This is a genomic window from Streptomyces sp. MS191, from assembly GCF_008042125.1.
GTDB lineage: Bacteria > Actinomycetota > Actinomycetes > Streptomycetales > Streptomycetaceae > Streptomyces.
In genome coordinates, this window is sequence record NZ_RDBI01000066.1 from 275,779 (window position 1) to 290,696 (window position 14,918).

Below are 14,918 nucleotides of genomic sequence, written 5' to 3' on the forward strand. Positions count from 1 at the left end.
CAGCACCACGGGGGACGTACGGGGGTACGGGGAAAAGGCGCGGGTCGCACAAGCCGGGGGGGCTTGTACGACCCGCGTTTCTCGTGTGGGCGCGGCCCTCGGGGTGCGGTCAGAGGCCCGCGGGGGCGCGGTGGCGGCCGGCCGCGGCGGAGGCGAGGCGGCCGAGCGCCTCCTGCCTGGCGCACGGGTGGGCGCCGAGGGCGGCCTGGCGGGCGACGATGGCGCGCTCGGCACGCATCAGGCGCCAGCCGCGGCGCAGCAGGAAGGGGACCGACTTGCGGCCCTCCTTGAGGTCCCGCAGGAGCCTGCGGCGGAAGGTCGTCGAGGGGCGGCCCCGCAGGCACAGCGCGTCGGCCAGGACGTCCAGTTCCTGACAGCGCGCCACGATCTCCGCCGCGAAGATCCCCTCGGCCACGAAGAGCGGGGTCCGTTCGATGTCCAGCGTCTCGCGGTCCACGCGGGAGCTGGTGGCGATGTCGTACACCGGGACGGCGGTCCGGCCCGTGCGGCACAGTTCGACGATCGCCGCGACGGCGGCGTCCGCGTCCCAGGAACCGGGGGAGTCCCAGTCGATGTCGGCACTGTCCGGGACGAGCGGGAGTGTCGGGTCGTCGGCCTCCTTGTAGAAGTCGTCGAGGCGCAGCACCGGGAGGCCGGTGACGGCGGCGAGGGACGACTTGCCGGAGCCGGAGGGGCCCGCGAGCAGGACGACGCGGGTCGGGATCGCTTGGGAACTCACGGGACACCAGTGTGAGGCATTCCCCCGCGCAGGGGACCCCCGAGGGAGGGCGTTGGTATCGAGCATCACACCTCCACTACTGTCGGTGTCCACCCGATCACCCGAAGTACGAGCGACAAGGACCGTCATGGCGCGTCACGCAGAATCCCGGACCCCCCGCCGCAGCGCGCTGCTGAAGGCGGGCCTGACCCTGACCGCGGCCGGCGCCGTGCTCGGCGCGGGAGCGGCGGCGGCGCAGGCCGCGGCGCCGCAGCTCCCGCTGGACGGGATCGGTCGCACGGACGCCGGCGCGGCGGGGTCGGGCCTGGTCGACGCCGTCGGCCACGGCGTGGGCCCGGTGACGCGGCTCCAGCTCGACCCGCTGGCCAACACCGGAGTAGACCCCCTGGACAACGGTCTGGGCACCCAGGTCGCCGACTTCAAGCCGGTGGGCACGAACCTCGTCACGGACCACGTCACGAAGGGTGGGGCGCTGGCCGATCTGCCGGTGGCCGGTCCGCTGACGCAGGGTCTTCTGCCGGGCTGACGGAGCCGGGCGCCGACCGCAGCGGGATCTCCCGTACGAGCCAGGCGACGGCGAAGGCGAGCGCGGCCAGCACGGCCGTGCCCAGGAGCACACCGTGCAGCCCGCTCGTCACGGCCGCCCGGAAGTGCTCGCGTGCGGCCGCCGGCAGGGCCCCCACCTGGGCCGGGGTCAGGTCGGGGTCGGTGCCCGAGAGCCGGGAGGCGAAGACCGAGCCGAGCGTCGCGACCCCCAGCGAGCCGCCGACGGTGCGGACGAGGTTGACCGTGCCGCTCGCGGCGCCCATGTCCCGTGGGTCGGCGCTGCTCATGGTGATGAGCAGGGTGGACTGCATCAGGAAGCCGAGGCCGGCGCCGAGGACGAGGGTGAGCGCGGAGGCGACGGCCACCGGGGTGTCGACGTCGAGCGTGAGCAGTACCAGCGCACCGGCGGTCGTGACCGCGCCGCCCAGGACGGGGTAGATCCGGTAGCGGCCGGTCCGCGCGATGATCCGCCCGGTCACCAGCTGGACGACGATCATGCCGAGCATCAGGGGGAGCAGCAGCAGTCCGCCGGCGGTGGAGGAGCGGTCGCGAGCGAACTGCAGGTACTGCGGCAGGAAGTTGGTCGAGGCGAACATGCCGGCGCCGGCGAGCAGGCTCAGGATCTGGGCGACGGTGAAGTTGCGGCTGTGGAAGAGCCGGGGCGGGATCACCGGTTCCTCGGCCCGTCGTTCGGTCCGTACGAACAGAGCGAGCGCGACCGCCGCGACGGCGGCCGGCAGCAGGATCCGCGGCGAGGTCCAGGCGGGTTCCGTGCCGGCCAGGGTGGCGAGCAGGGTGAGGCTGAGGATGCCCACCGTGAGGAGCGCGGCGCCCTGCCAGTCGACCCGGGCGCGGATCCGTTCGGTCCGCAGCCGGATCCCGAAGCAGACGAGGAGCACGGCGACGAGGCCCACCGGGACGTTGACGTAGAAGGCCCACCGCCAGCTGAGGTGGTCGGTGAGGAAGCCGCCGACGAGCGGGCCGCCGACGAAGGCGACCGGCAGCATCGTGCCGCTGACCGCCTGCACCCTGGCGCTGTCGCGGGGGCTGACGAGGACTCCGACGAGGGCGAAGGCGCCGACCATCAGGCCGCCCGCGCCCAGCCCCTGGAGCGCCCGGAAGGCGATCAGCTGGTCCATGCTCCGGGCGGCCCCGGAGAGGACCGACCCGAGGAGGAAGACGCCGATGGAGGCGAGGAAGCTGCCCTTGCGTCCGTAGAGGTCGCCGACCTTGCCCCAGAGCGGGGTGGAGACGGCGGTGGTCAGGAGGTAGGCCGTGACGACCCAGGACAGGTGGTCGAGGCCGCCGAGCTCGCCGACGATGGTGGGGAGCGCGGTGCCGACGACGGTGCCGTCCAGAGTGGCGAGGACGATGCCGAGCATCAGGCCGGTGATCCCCGGACGGGGGAGGCGCGGATCTTCCCGAGGTGTCGTCATGGCTCAGGCCGCGTAGGGCTTCTTGGCGCGGGCGTCCCGCAGGGCCTCGCCCCACCAGGCGAGTCGGTCGAGCATCGACGTGGCGGCGGCGTCGGCGGCGGGGTCGACGGCCTTGCCCTCGTCGTCGAACTGCCCCCAGACGCCCTGGAGTCCGACCGCCTCGCGGATGGTCACGGCGTGGAGCTCGGCGAAGACCGCGCGCAGGTGTTCCACCGCCCGCAGGCCCGCCGAGAAGCCGCCGTACGCGACGAAGCCGACCGGCTTGGCGTGCCACTCCCTGTTGTGCCAGTCGATGGCGTTCTTCAGGGACGCCGGATAGCTGTGGTTGTACTCGGGCGTGACCACGGCGAACGCGTCGGCGGCGGCCAGTCGGGGGGAGACGGCGGCGAGCAGTTCGCGGTCCTCCTCGGCGGCGGGGCCCTGGCCGAGCTGCGGGAAGACGGTCGGCAGCGGGGTCTCGGCGAGGTCGATCAGGTCGACGGTCATGTCGGGGCGGGCGGCGGCGTGGGCGTGCAGCCAGCGCGCGACGACCGGGCCGAGGCGGCCGTCGCGGGTGGAGCCCTGGACGACGGCGAGGCGGAGCGGATGCATGGATCCCCCTGAGGTAGATGTGTACGACGTACTCAACGTGTGTACAACGTATACCCGCATGTGTACGTCGTCTACTCGGCATACGCTGTACGCAACGAGAGGAGTCCGGCATGGCGAAAGAGGACGAGGCGCGCGAGGTGTCCCTGTGGGAGCGTCTGGATCGGCCCGCCGCCACGCCCCGGGCGTCCCTGACCCCGGCACGGATCGCCGCGGTCGCCGTCGAGGTCGCCGACCGCGAGGGCTTCGCCGCGGTCACCATGCGGCGCATCGCCACCGAGCTGGGGGTCGCGCCGATGGCCGCGTACCGCCATGTCTCGGGCAAGGACGACCTGTGGGCCCTGATGGTCGACCAGGTCTCCACGGAGCTGGAGCCGCCGGACGGGGCAGCGGGCTGGCGAGAGACCCTGCGGGCCTACGCCGTGCGGACCCGCACGATGATGCTGCGCCACCCCTGGCTCGCGCAGATGCCGACACCGCTCTTCGCGCTCACCCCGAACCGGATGGCTGCCGCCGAGCGTCAGCTGGCGTCCCTGGACGGCCTCGGCCTCGACGTGGACACGATGATGGCCGCCTTCCGCACGGTCGGCGCGTACGTGCACGGCGCCACGCAGGCGGAGGCGGCGCTGGGCCGGTACATGGCGGAACAGGGCTGGGAGAGCGGCGACGCGACCCGCCGGGCGCTCGCCCCGCAGATGTCGTACCTGATGGAGACGGGGCGGTACCCCACCTACCGGCGCTACGCGCAGGGGGCCGCCCGCAAGGACGACGCCGGCTGGCAGTTCGAGACGGGGCTCGACTGCGTGCTGGACGGGGTGGCGGGCCTGGTGGAACGCGGGCGGGAGTGAGCGACGGCCCCCGGGGTCACCCGGGGGCCGTCACTCATGGGGGTTCCGTCGCGGGCGGGTGACCCACCCGCCCGTACGCGCCCTAGTACGCCGAGCCGCCGGCGCCCAGCGAACCCGTCGGGTGCCAGACCGTCTTCGTCTCCAGGAAGGCCGTCATGCGGTCCGTGCCCGGGTCCCGCGTGAAGTCCACGGGACGCGGGCGCAGCACGCGCTTGAGGTTGTCCGCCGCGGCGATCTCCAGCTCGCGGGCGAGGCCGGCGTCCGCGCCCGTCAGGTCGATCGCGTTGACGTCCTGGTGGCTCGCCAGGTGCGGGCCCATCTCCGCGGCCCTGCCGGACAGGATGTTGACCACGCCGCCCGGCAGGTCGGAGGTGGCGAGCACCTCGCCCAGGGACAGCGCCGGCAGCGGTGCCTTCTCGCTGGCGATCACGACCGCGGTGTTGCCGATCGCGATCACCGGGGCGATCACCGAGACCAGGCCGAGGAAGGACGAGTCCTGCGGGGCGAGGACCGTCACCACACCCGTCGGCTCGGGCGTCGACAGGTTGAAGTACGGCCCCGCGACCGGGTTGGCCCCGCCCACGATCTGGCCGATCTTGTCCGTCCAGCCCGCGTACCAGACCCAGCGGTCGATCGCCGCGTCCACGACGGCGCCCGCCTTGGACTTCGACAGGCCCTCGGCGTCCGCCACCTCGGCGACGAACTGGTCCCGCCGGCCCTCCAGCATCTCGGCGATGCGGTAGAGGATCTGACCGCGGTTGTACGCCGTCGCGCCCGACCAGCCGCCGAACGCCTTGCGGGCCGCGACGACCGCGTCACGGGCGTCCTTGCGGGAGGAGAGCGGCGCGTTGGCCAGCCACTTGCCCTTGGAGTCGGTCACCTCGTACACCCGGCCGCTCTCGGAGCGGGGGAACTTGCCCCCGACGTACAGCTTGTAGGTCTTGAAGACGCTCAGACGGGTCGCGTCAGACATCGAGGTAGGCCTCCAGACCGTGACGGCCGCCTTCGCGGCCGAAGCCCGACTCCTTGTAGCCGCCGAAGGGCGAGGTCGGGTCGAACTTGTTGAACGTGTTGGCCCAGACGACGCCCGCCCGGAGCTTGGACGCGACCGCGAGGATGCGCGAGCCCTTCTCCGTCCAGATGCCGGCCGACAGGCCGTACTGGCTGTTGTTCGCCTTGGCGACCGCCTCGTCCGGGGTGCGGAACGTCAGCACGGAGAGGACCGGGCCGAAGATCTCGTCGCGGGCGATGGTGTGCGCCTGGGTGACGTTCGTGAAGAGCGTCGGGGCGAACCAGTAGCCGGCGGACGGGATCTCGCAGGCCGGGGACCAGCGCTCGCCGCCCTCGGCCTCGCCCCGCTCCACCAGGGCGGTGATCCGGGAGAGCTGCTCGGCCGAGTTGATGGCGCCGATGTCGGTGTTCTTGTCCAGCGGGTCGCCCAGCCGCAGCGTCGACAGCCGGCGCTTGAGCGACTCGAGCAGCTCGTCCTGGACCGACTCCTGCACCAGCAGGCGGGAGCCGGCGCAGCAGACCTGGCCCTGGTTGAAGAAGATGCCGTTGACGATGCCCTCGACGGCCTGGTCGATCGGGGCGTCGTCGAAGACGATGTTGGCGCCCTTGCCGCCCAGCTCCAGGGTCACCTTCTTCTCCGTGCCGGCGACCGAGCGCGCGATGGCCTTGCCGACGGCGGTGGAACCGGTGAAGGCGACCTTGTTCACGTCCGGGTGCTCGACCAGCGCGGCGCCGGTCTCCCCGTAGCCGGGCAGGATGTTGACGACACCCCGCGGCAGGCCGGCCTGGCGGCAGATGTCCGCGAAGAACAGCGCGGACAGCGGGGTGGTCTCGGCCGGCTTCAGGACGACCGTGTTGCCGGTCGCGAGGGCCGGGGCGATCTTCCACGCCAGCATGAGCAGGGGGAAGTTCCACGGGATGACCTGACCGGCCACGCCCAGCGGGCGCGGGTCGGCGCCGTAGCCCGCGTGGTCGAGCTTGTCGGCCCAGCCCGCGTAGTAGAAGAAGTGGGCGGCGACCAGCGGGAGGTCCGCGTCGCGGGTCTCCTTGATCGGCTTGCCGTTGTCCAGGGTCTCCAGGACGGCCAGCTCACGGCTGCGCTCCTGGATGATCCGGGCGATCCGGAAGAGGTACTTCGCACGCTCGGAGCCCGGCAGCGCGGACCACTTCGCGAAGGCCTTGCGGGCCGCCTTCACCGCGCGGTCGACGTCCTCGGCGCCCGCCTGGGCGACCTCGGCGAGGACCTCCTCGGAGGAGGGGGAGACGGTCTTGAAGACCTTGCCGTCGGCCGCGTCGACGAACTCGCCGTCGATGAACAGGCCGTAGGAGGGGGCGATGTCGACGACGGACCGGGACTCGGGAGCCGGCGCGTACTCGAATGCAGATGCCATGTTGATCAGTCCACCGTCACGTAATCGGGGCCGGAGTAGCGGCCGGTCGCCAGCTTCTGACGCTGCATGAGCAGGTCGTTCAGCAGGCTGGAGGCACCGAAGCGGAACCAGTGGTTGTCCAGCCAGTCCTCGCCGACGGTCTCGTTGACCAGGACCAGGAACTTGATGGCTTCCTTGGTGTTGCGGATGCCGCCGGCCGGCTTCACGCCGATCTGGACACCGGTCTGCGCGCGGAAGTCGCGGACCGCCTCCAGCATGAGGAGCGTGTTGGCCGGGGTGGCGTTGACCGCGACCTTGCCGGTCGAGGTCTTGATGAAGTCGGCGCCCGCCATCATGCCGAGCCAGGAGGCGCGGCGGATGTTGTCGTACGTGGACAGCTCGCCGGTCTCGAAGATCACCTTGAGGCGGGCACGGTCGCCGCACGCCGCCTTGATCGCGGAGATCTGCTCGAAGACCTCCAGGTAGTGGCCGGCGAGGAAGGCCCCGCGGTCGATCACCATGTCGATCTCGTCGGCGCCCGCCTCGATGGCGTCGGCCGTGTCCGCGAGCTTCACGGGGAGCGCGGCGCGGCCGGCCGGGAAGGCGGTGGCGACGGAGGCGACCTTGACGCCGGAGCCCGCGAGGGCGGCCTTGGCGGTCGCCACCATGTCGGGGTAGACGCAGACCGCGGCGGTCGTCGGGGTCGTACGGTCGGTCGGATCGGGGTTGACGGCCTTGGCGGCGAGCGCCCGGACCTTGCCCGGGGTGTCCGCGCCTTCGAGCGTCGTCAGGTCGATCATCGAGATGGCCAGGTCGATGGCGTACGCCTTCGCCGTGGTCTTGATCGAGCGGGTGCCGAGGGACGCGGCGCGCGCCTCCAGGCCGACGGCGTCGACGCCGGGCAGCCCGTGGAGGAAGCGGCGCAGCGCACTCTCGGACGTGGTCACGTCGGCGAATGCGGGTGCTGCGGATGCAGTGGTGGGCATGGTCACCAGTCGAGCATATCTACGCGCGTAGCGACCTGTACAGCCCCGGTCGATTCCGACCCGCTCGTCCGGGCTGTCCCCTGAGGCCGGAGTGACCGCCGAGGCGCCCGCGCGCGCGTGAGGCAGAATCGGCCCTATGACGACCCCCCAGCCGCCCGCCGAGCCGGCCTACGCCGACCGCGTCTTCCGTTCGCCCCTCGGGATCGCGGGCGGTGTCCTGCTGATCGGCCTCGCCGCCTGGTTCTGCATCGACGCGATGGTGCGGGGCGAGGGCAGGACGCCGTGGGTGGCGCTGGCGGGGCTGCTGCTCGTGGTGCCGCTCGTCGTGGCCTTCACGATCCGGCCCGCGGTCTACGCGAACGAGGACCGGCTCCGGATCCGCAACCCCTTCCGCAACATCACGCTGCCCTGGGCGGCCGTCGCCGACGTCCGCGCCGGCTACTCCAGCGAGGTCTTCACCCAGTCCGGTGCCAAGTACCAGCTCTGGTCGATCCCGGTCTCGCTGCGCCAGCGCAAGTCGGCGGCCCGCCGCCAGGCCCGCGCGTCGCAGGACGACCCGCACCGCCGCACCTCCGTCACCGCGGACGTGCGGGACTCCCAGTCGCGGGTGGCGCCGGCCGACCAGACGATCGCCGACCTCCGCGAACTCGCCGAGCGCTGCGCCGGCCGCCCCGGCGCCCAGGGCGAGCCCCGGGTGCGCTGGGCCTACGAGGTCATCGCCCCGGCCGCGGCGGGCCTGGTGCTGCTGGTGATCCTGCTGGCGACGGGCTGACCGCCGCCCCGCACGGACGAAGGGGCCGGGCACACCCTCGGGTGTGCCCGGCCCCTTCGCCGTTCCCCTCGCCCGCCGGCCCGGGCCCACGCCCGGGCACCGGACCGCGCCCGGCACCCGTCACGGCGGTCCCGGCCACACCAGCAGCATGTGCCCGCCCAGCCACGCCGACGACAGCGCCGCCGCGGCCAGCGTCAGGGCCGCCACCGGGCGGCGGGCGCGGGAGACCGCCACGGCGATCGGGAGCAGCAGCGGGAACGCCGGGACCAGGAACCGGGCGCGCGGGAAGTAGACGCCGCCGCTGCCGAGCACCACCAGCAGCAGGACGCCCGTGAACACCAGCAGCGCGGCCGGCTGGCGGTCGGCCAGGCACAGCAGGTACAGGCCGGCCGAGACGACGAGCACCACCGACACCACCGCGAGGAAGAACTGCGGGTCCTTGTTGTAGACCAGGTGGTCGCGCAGCTCCCGGCGGGTCACCGCGCCGCCGTCCCACTCGTTGCCCCACACCCGCTGGACGGCGAAGTAGCCGTCCGCGCGGCCCTCCCGCCACGCCACCCAGCCCACGTAGCCGAGCCAGCCCAGCGGCGCGGCGGCGGCCGCCGCCAGGGCCCCGCGGTCGCCCCGGCGCGCGGCCGGCAGGGCCGCGGCGGCCACCGCCGCCGCGACCGCCACTCCGGTCGGCCGGGTCAGCCCCGCCGCCACGCACAGCCCCGCGGCCCAGGCCCAGCGCCCGCCCAGGACCGCGTACAGCGCCCATGCCGCCAGCGCGGTGAACAGCGACTCCGTGTACCCCATCCACTGGACGACACCCACCGGCAGCGCGCCCCACAGCACCGCCAGGACCACGCCCGCCCGGCGCCCGTGCAGCCGGTCGCCGACCGCGAACACGCCCCATGCGGCGGCCAGCGAGCAGACCACCGCGATCACCAGGCCGACGGAGGCCCGCGAACCGGGGGTCACGGCGGCGACGGCCTTCACCAGGAACGGGTAGAGCGGGAAGAAGGCCAGGCTGCGCGGCGGAGTGCCCGCGGGGTCGCCGGACTCGTGCGTGTAGCCGTGGTCGGCGATCCCGAGGTACCAGTGGGAGTCCCAGGAGGAGGCGAGCACGGGCCACACGCCGTGCCCCTTCAGGTGCGACCAGCGCGCCAGCACGAACAGGCCCACCAGCCGCACGGCGACGTAGCCGAGCAGCGCCGGGGCCGCGTGCCGCAGGCTGCCGCGCACCTGCCGGGGAACCCCCGGCCCGCGCGACGGGAGGGGCCGCCGCGAGGCGGGGACGGTCGGTCGGGCGGTCAGGACCGGGGGCACGGCGGCGGCTCCAGGGGTGCGCGGTGGGATACCGGGGTCACCCTGGCGCGGACCCGTGGCCGTGCGACGCGCCTCAGGTCCGTCGCCGTACCGAATTCACCCGCACGGGAACGCCACGAGGGGCCCGAACGGAGGCGTCCTCCGTTCGGGCCCCTCGGGGGAGTCCCGGGCTCAGAGCCCGGCAGCGGCCGCCAGATCCAGCTTGATCGCGGCCAGGACCTCGGCGCCCTTCGCGCGGGCCGTCGCGAGCCCGCCGGCGTCGGCCACCGGGATCACGACCTCCAGGTAGCACTTGAGCTTGGGCTCCGTGCCGCTGGGCCGGACGATGACCCGGGCGCGGAACTCGCCCTCCAGGTAGTAGCGCAGACCGTCGGTCGGGGGCAGCGACTCCGTGCCCTTCGTCAGGTCCTCCGCCGTCGTCACGGTCAGCCCCGCCAGCGAGACCGGCGGACGCGCGCGCAGCGCGCTCATCGCGTCGGAGATGACGCTCAGGTCCTCGACCCGCACCGACAGCTGGTCGGTGGCGTGCAGTCCGTGGGCCACGGCCAGGTCGTCGAGCAGGCCCGTCAGGGTCCTGCCCTGCTCCTTGAGGACCGAGGCCAGCTCGGCGACCAGCAGCGCGGCCGTGATGCCGTCCTTGTCGCGGACGCCCTCGGGGTCGACGCAGTAACCGAGCGCCTCCTCGTAGCCGTACCGCAGACCCTCCACCCGGGCGATCCACTTGAAGCCCGTCAGGGTCTCCTCGTAGCCGACGCCCGCGGCCTCGGCGATCCGGCCGAGCAGCGAGGACGACACGATCGACTCGGCGAACACGCCCCGGGCGCCCTTGTGCACGAGGTGCGCGGCGAGCAGCGCGCCCACCTCGTCACCGCGCAGCATCCGCCAGCCGCCCTCGGCGGAGGCGTCCGGCACGGCCACCGCGCACCGGTCGGCGTCGGGGTCGTTGGCGATCACGAGGTCGGGGCCCACGGCACGGGCCGCCTCGAAGGCGAGGTCCATGGCGCCCGGCTCCTCCGGGTTCGGGAACGCCACCGTGGGGAACGCCGGGTCCGGGTCGGCCTGTTCGGCGACGAGCGCCGGCGGCGGGAACCCGGCCCGGGCGAAGGCGGCCGTCAGGACCTCCTTGCCGACACCGTGCATCGCCGTGTAGACGGTCCGCGCGGTGCGGGGGGAGCCGGGGGTCAGCACGGCGTCCGTCCGGGCCAGGTAGGCGTCCAGGACCTCGTCGCCCAGCGTCTCCCAGCCCTCCTCCGGGCGGGCCACGTCGGCGAGCGCGCGCACGGCGGCGATCTCGGCGGCGATCTCCGCGTCGGCCGGCGGCACGATCTGCGAGCCGTCGCCGAGGTAGACCTTGTAGCCGTTGTCCCGCGGCGGGTTGTGGCTGGCGGTCACCTCGACGCCGGCCACGGCGCCCAGGTGCCTTATGGCGTACGCGAGGACGGGCGTCGGCAGCGGGCGCGGCAGCACGGCCGCGCGCAGCCCGGCGCCGGTCATGACGGCGGCCGTGTCACGGGCGAAGTCGGCGGACTTGTAGCGGGCGTCGTAGCCGACGACGACGAGGCCCCCCTCCTGGCCCTTCGCCTTGAGGTAGGCGGCGAGGCCGGCCGCGGCGCGGATCACCACGGAACGGTTCATCCGCATCGGGCCCGCGCCCAGTTCGCCGCGCAGGCCGGCGGTGCCGAACTGGAGGGTGCCGGCGAACCGGTCGGCGAGCTCGGCGCGGTCACCGGACTCGATGAGCCTGGCGAGCTCGTCGCGGGTCTCGCTGTCGGGGTCCTCGGCGAGCCAGGCCTGGGCCCGGGCGATGAGGTCGTCCTGCGTCACGGTGGGTGCCTTTCGGGGTACGGGCGGGGTCCGCTCGTACAAGATCGGTGAGAAGCGGGTCCTGGTCTTCCTGGGCCGTACGCACTTCTACGAGGGCCGGGGCGTCGCCTCCGTCGCCCACGGGGTGCGCACCGCCGTCGCCGCCGGCTGCAAGACCGTCGTGCTGACCAACGGCTGCGGCGGCCTGCGCCGGTGATCAGATGCGGTCGAGCACCCGGGTGAGCAGCTCGCCCATCCGGGCCGCGGAGTCGCGGCCGGCCTGGAGGACCTCCTCGTGGTTCAGCGGCTCGCCCGACAGGCCCGCGGCCAGGTTGGTGACGAGCGAGATGCCCAGGACCTCGGCGCCGGCCTCGCGGGCCGCGATGGCCTCCAGGACGGTGGACATGCCGACCAGGTCGCCGCCCATGACGCGGACCATGTTGATCTCGGCCGGGGTCTCGTAGTGCGGCCCGGGGAACTGCACGTAGACGCCCTCTTCGAGGGTCTCGTCGATCTCCTTGCACAGCGTGCGCAGCCGCGGCGAGTAGAGGTCGGTGAGGTCCACGAAGTTGGCGCCGACGATCGGGGAGGCGGCCGTCAGGTTGATGTGGTCGCTGATCAGCACGGGCTGACCGGGGCGCATGCCCTCGCGCAGGCCGCCGCAGCCGTTGGTCAGCACGACGGTCTTGCAGCCGGCGGCGACGGCGGTGCGCACCCCGTGGGCGACGGAGGCGACGCCCCGGCCCTCGTAGAAGTGCGTACGGCCCAGGAAGACCAGGACCCGCTTCTCACCGATCTTGTACGAGCGGACCTTGCCGCCGTGTCCCTCGACGGCCGGCGGCGGGAAGCCGGGGAGCTCGGTGACCGGGAACTCGGCCTCCGGGGCGCCGAGCGCGTCGACGGCGGGGGCCCAGCCGGAGCCCATCACCAGGGCGACGTCGTGGGTCTCGGTGCCGGTCAGCTCGCGAAGGCGCGTGGCAGCGGCCTCGGCGGCCTCGTACGGGGTGGCAGTTGCGTTCACTGACTCTCTCGCCTCGGGGAGGGGGGTCCGAGGGGGGAGCCCCGGACGGATTTCCTACGCGCAGAAGCGTAGCCCGAGAATTCCTACGCGCGTAGATGACGATGCTGACGGACATGCGATCGTTGTCTTGTCGTTTCCGACGAACGTCGAGGTGGTGACGTCCCGATGCCTTCCGCCACATCGATACCGCCACGAGCCGGCGCGTGACGCCCGTCACGGGCGCAATCGGGCGGCGCCTCGCCCGGACCCGCCTTTCAGGTCGTGTTGCGAAAGTCCCGCCTGCCCCGCGACCCGGGCGGACGGCGCTCCTTTCGCCACACGCCCTAGCAGGGGCGCTTGCGCAGCTCCATCACGTAGTCGTGCGGCGCGCCCGCCGACTCCGCCGCGTCCGCGATCTCGCCCAGGTACCGGGCCGAGGGCAGTCCGCCCTCGTAGGCGTTGAGCACGTACACCCAGGCCGGCTCCTCGCCGTCCAGGGTGTGCACCCGCACCCGCATCCGCCGGTAGATGTCGAGTCCGACGCCCTCCCAGCGGTCCATCGAGTCCTCGTCCATCGGCGCGATGTCGTAGAGCGCGACGAGGACCTGCGAGCGCGGTGCCTCCACGATCGTGGCCAGTGCCCCCTCCCAGCCCATCTGCTCGCCGCCGAAGGTCAGCCGCCAGCCGTTGAGCCAGCCGGTGCCGCGCAGCGGGGAGTGCGGGGCGCGGCGGGTCATGAGCCGCGCGTCGAGGTTGCCGGCGTACGCGGCGTAGAGCGACATGGGGTCGAGGGTACGGGAGGGGGAGGGGTGGTCGCGGAAGTCCGTGGTGGCGGCCGTATGGAGGCCCCGGCGCGAGGACACCCGCGGCGTACGGGACAATGGGGTACGCACTTGAAGCGTGCGGGACAATGGCGTACGCACTGCAGCCCAGCGGGGGACCCCCCGGCAGAACGAGAGCGCGAGGCGTAACCCACGTGACCCGGATCGTGATCATCGGCGGCGGACCCGGCGGATACGAGGCGGCCCTGGTGGGCGCCCAACTCGGCGCGGAGGTGACCGTCGTCGACACCGACGGCCTCGGCGGCGCGTCCGTCCTGACCGACTGCGTCCCCTCCAAGACCCTCATCGCGACGGCCGAGGTGATGACCACCTTCGACTCCTCGTACGAGGAGCTGGGCATCATCGTCGCCGACGACACCCCGCACATCGACCAGGCCGCCCGCGTCGTCGGCGTGGACCTCGGGAAGGTCAACCGACGGGTGAAGCGTCTCGCGCTCGCGCAGTCGCACGACATCACCGCCTCCGTCACCCGGGCCGGCGCCCGGGTCCTGCGCGGCCGCGGCCGGCTCTCCGGCCGGCAGGCCGTGGACGGCTCGCGCCAGGTGATCGTGACGGCCGCCGACGGCACCGAGGAGACGCTGACCGCCGACGCCGTGCTGATCGCGACCGGCGGCCACCCGCGCGAGCTGCCCGACGCGCAGCCCGACGGCGAGCGGATCCTGAACTGGACGCAGGTCTACGACCTCAAGGAGCTCCCCGAGGAGCTCATCGTGGTCGGTTCCGGTGTGACGGGCGCCGAGTTCGCCGGCGCGTACCAGGCCCTCGGTTCCCGGGTCACCCTCGTCTCCTCCCGCGACCGCGTGCTGCCCGGCGAGGACCCGGACGCCGCCGCCGTGCTCGAGGACGTCTTCCGCCGCCGCGGCATGAACGTCATGGCCCGCTCGCGCGCCGAGTCCGCCAAACGGGTCGGCGACCGGGTCGAGGTCACCCTGGCCGACGGCCGGGTCATCTCCGGCACCCACTGCCTGATGGCGGTCGGCGCGATCCCGAACTCGGCCGGAATGGGTCTGGAGGAGGCCGGGGTCCGGCTGAAGGACTCGGGTCACATCTGGACCGACAAGGTCTCCCGCACCTCCGCCCCCGGCGTCTACGCGGCCGGCGACGTCACCGGCGTCTTCGCGCTCGCCTCGGTCGCCGCCATGCAGGGCCGGATCGCGATGTACCACTTCCTCGGCGACGCGGTGGCCCCGCTGAACCTGAAGACGGTCTCCTCGAACGTCTTCACCGACCCGGAGATCGCCACCGTCGGTTACACCCAGGCCGACGTGGACGCGGGCAAGATCGACGCCCGGGTCGTCAAGCTGCCGCTGCTGCGCAACCCGCGCGCGAAGATGCAGGGCATCCGCGACGGCTTCGTCAAGATCTTCTGCCGGCCGGGCACGGGCATCGTGGTGGGCGGCTGTGTCGTCGCCCCCCGCGCGAGCGAGCTGATCCATCCGATCTCGATCGCGGTCGACAACAATCTGACGGTGGAACAGATCGCAAAGGCTTTCACCGTGTACCCCTCCCTGTCGGGCTCGATCGCGGAAGTGGCACGGCAGTTGCACACCCGAAAGGCGGGCGGCGAGGGCTAGTACGGCCTCCGGCCTGCACCGACCCGGACAACCCCCGGCACCCCCGGGCAAGTCGCCGCGCGCGACGATCGACGACGGGGCCTCCCATACCA

Annotated in this window: 14 protein-coding genes and 1 pseudogene; 5 read left to right on the forward strand and 10 right to left on the reverse strand. The window is 73.1% G+C overall.

All coding sequences use genetic code 11. The features are described from left to right. Positions 1-109: 109 nt before the first annotated feature. On the reverse strand, positions 110-805 hold the full coding sequence (locus EAO71_RS29850) for a uridine kinase family protein (RefSeq protein ID WP_147980908.1): 696 nt from the start codon (positions 803-805) through the stop codon (positions 110-112). A gap of 61 nt (positions 806-866) precedes the next feature. Between EAO71_RS29850 and EAO71_RS29855 the strand changes: the two genes are divergently transcribed. Then, positions 867-1,265 (forward strand): hypothetical protein, encoded by a 399-nt coding sequence (locus EAO71_RS29855; protein ID WP_147980909.1) that lies wholly within the window; start codon positions 867-869, stop codon positions 1,263-1,265. Here the strand turns inward: EAO71_RS29855 and EAO71_RS29860 are convergent. Together EAO71_RS29860 and EAO71_RS29865 are read right to left on the reverse strand one after the other, a co-directional pair. Further along, positions 1,195-2,721, reverse strand: coding sequence for an MDR family MFS transporter (locus tag EAO71_RS29860; protein ID WP_261992411.1), 1,527 nt, complete (start codon positions 2,719-2,721; stop codon positions 1,195-1,197). The genes EAO71_RS29855 and EAO71_RS29860 overlap by 71 nt on opposite strands. 3 nt (positions 2,722-2,724) lie before the next feature. Beyond that, positions 2,725-3,312: an NADPH-dependent FMN reductase gene (locus EAO71_RS29865; protein WP_147980910.1), complete on the reverse strand. Its 588-nt coding sequence runs from the start codon at positions 3,310-3,312 to the stop codon at positions 2,725-2,727. 110 nt (positions 3,313-3,422) lie between these two features. On the opposite strand from EAO71_RS29865, the gene EAO71_RS29870 reads away from it, so the two are divergent. Next, positions 3,423-4,157 carry a TetR/AcrR family transcriptional regulator gene (locus EAO71_RS29870; protein ID WP_147980911.1) on the forward strand — a complete coding sequence of 245 codons (735 nt, stop codon included), beginning with the start codon at positions 3,423-3,425 and terminating at the stop codon, positions 4,155-4,157. A gap of 82 nt (positions 4,158-4,239) precedes the next feature. Here the strand turns inward: EAO71_RS29870 and EAO71_RS29875 are convergent, their stop codons facing one another. The 3 genes from EAO71_RS29875 to deoC are packed head-to-tail and all read right to left on the reverse strand — an operon-like array spanning position 4,240 to position 7,524. Further along, positions 4,240-5,130, reverse strand: coding sequence for an aldehyde dehydrogenase family protein (locus tag EAO71_RS29875; RefSeq protein ID WP_147980912.1), 891 nt, complete (start codon positions 5,128-5,130; stop codon positions 4,240-4,242). Then, the gene (locus EAO71_RS29880; RefSeq protein WP_147980913.1) at positions 5,123-6,559 is read right to left on the reverse strand and encodes an aldehyde dehydrogenase family protein; all 1,437 of its coding nucleotides are present in this window, start codon (positions 6,557-6,559) and stop codon (positions 5,123-5,125) included. The genes EAO71_RS29875 and EAO71_RS29880 overlap by 8 nt, the downstream gene beginning before the upstream one ends. Positions 6,560-6,564: 5 nt before the next feature. Beyond that, positions 6,565-7,524 carry a deoxyribose-phosphate aldolase gene (gene deoC / locus EAO71_RS29885; RefSeq protein WP_147980914.1) on the reverse strand — a complete coding sequence of 320 codons (960 nt, stop codon included), beginning with the start codon at positions 7,522-7,524 and terminating at the stop codon, positions 6,565-6,567. Positions 7,525-7,660: 136 nt separating this feature from the next. Between deoC and EAO71_RS29890 the strand changes: the two genes are divergently transcribed. Next, a complete protein-coding gene (locus tag EAO71_RS29890) occupies positions 7,661-8,296 on the forward strand; it encodes a PH domain-containing protein (protein ID WP_147980915.1) in 636 nt (211 codons plus the stop codon). Positions 8,297-8,416: 120 nt separating this feature from the next. Here EAO71_RS29890 and EAO71_RS29895 read toward each other — a convergent pair whose 3' ends face one another. Then, a complete protein-coding gene (locus tag EAO71_RS29895) occupies positions 8,417-9,607 on the reverse strand; it encodes a glycosyltransferase family protein (RefSeq protein ID WP_147980916.1) in 1,191 nt (396 codons plus the stop codon). A 171-nt stretch (positions 9,608-9,778) separates the two neighbouring features. Further along, positions 9,779-11,431: a phospho-sugar mutase gene (locus EAO71_RS29900; protein ID WP_147980917.1), complete on the reverse strand. Its 1,653-nt coding sequence runs from the start codon at positions 11,429-11,431 to the stop codon at positions 9,779-9,781. Between the two features lie 7 nt (positions 11,432-11,438). Between EAO71_RS29900 and EAO71_RS29905 the strand changes: the two are divergent. Continuing rightward, positions 11,439-11,621 (forward strand): annotated as a pseudogene (locus EAO71_RS29905) (purine-nucleoside phosphorylase); the annotation flags it as partial. A gap of 6 nt (positions 11,622-11,627) precedes the next feature. Here the strand turns inward: EAO71_RS29905 and EAO71_RS29910 are convergent. Both EAO71_RS29910 and EAO71_RS29915 read right to left on the reverse strand, forming a co-directional pair. After that, on the reverse strand, positions 11,628-12,431 hold the full coding sequence (locus EAO71_RS29910) for a purine-nucleoside phosphorylase (protein ID WP_147980918.1): 804 nt from the start codon (positions 12,429-12,431) through the stop codon (positions 11,628-11,630). A gap of 323 nt (positions 12,432-12,754) precedes the next feature. Beyond that, on the reverse strand, positions 12,755-13,192 hold the full coding sequence (locus tag EAO71_RS29915; RefSeq protein ID WP_147980919.1) for a gamma-glutamylcyclotransferase: 438 nt from the start codon (positions 13,190-13,192) through the stop codon (positions 12,755-12,757). 194 nt (positions 13,193-13,386) lie between these two features. On the opposite strand from EAO71_RS29915, the gene EAO71_RS29920 reads away from it, so the two are divergent. After that, positions 13,387-14,826 carry an NAD(P)H-quinone dehydrogenase gene (locus EAO71_RS29920; protein WP_147980920.1) on the forward strand — a complete coding sequence of 480 codons (1,440 nt, stop codon included), beginning with the start codon at positions 13,387-13,389 and terminating at the stop codon, positions 14,824-14,826. Positions 14,827-14,918 lie beyond the last annotated feature (92 nt).

What these genes read in the sequence shown, in the direction of transcription:
- EAO71_RS29860 (WP_261992411.1), bottom strand. Translation starts at nt 2,721, where the DNA reads ATGACGACACCTCGGGAAGATCCGCGCCTCCCCCGTCCGGGGATCACC.
- deoC (WP_147980914.1), bottom strand. Translation starts at nt 7,524, where the DNA reads ATGCCCACCACTGCATCCGCAGCACCCGCATTCGCCGACGTGACCACG.
- EAO71_RS29850 (WP_147980908.1), bottom strand. Translation starts at nt 805, where the DNA reads ATGCTCGATACCAACGCCCTCCCTCGGGGGTCCCCTGCGCGGGGGAAT.
- EAO71_RS29870 (WP_147980911.1), top strand. Translation starts at nt 3,423, where the DNA reads ATGGCGAAAGAGGACGAGGCGCGCGAGGTGTCCCTGTGGGAGCGTCTG.
- EAO71_RS29855 (WP_147980909.1), top strand. Translation starts at nt 867, where the DNA reads ATGGCGCGTCACGCAGAATCCCGGACCCCCCGCCGCAGCGCGCTGCTG.
- EAO71_RS29875 (WP_147980912.1), bottom strand. Translation starts at nt 5,130, where the DNA reads ATGTCTGACGCGACCCGTCTGAGCGTCTTCAAGACCTACAAGCTGTAC.
- EAO71_RS29890 (WP_147980915.1), top strand. Translation starts at nt 7,661, where the DNA reads ATGACGACCCCCCAGCCGCCCGCCGAGCCGGCCTACGCCGACCGCGTC.
- EAO71_RS29880 (WP_147980913.1), bottom strand. Translation starts at nt 6,559, where the DNA reads ATGGCATCTGCATTCGAGTACGCGCCGGCTCCCGAGTCCCGGTCCGTC.
- EAO71_RS29865 (WP_147980910.1), bottom strand. Translation starts at nt 3,312, where the DNA reads ATGCATCCGCTCCGCCTCGCCGTCGTCCAGGGCTCCACCCGCGACGGC.
- EAO71_RS29915 (WP_147980919.1), bottom strand. Translation starts at nt 13,192, where the DNA reads ATGTCGCTCTACGCCGCGTACGCCGGCAACCTCGACGCGCGGCTCATG.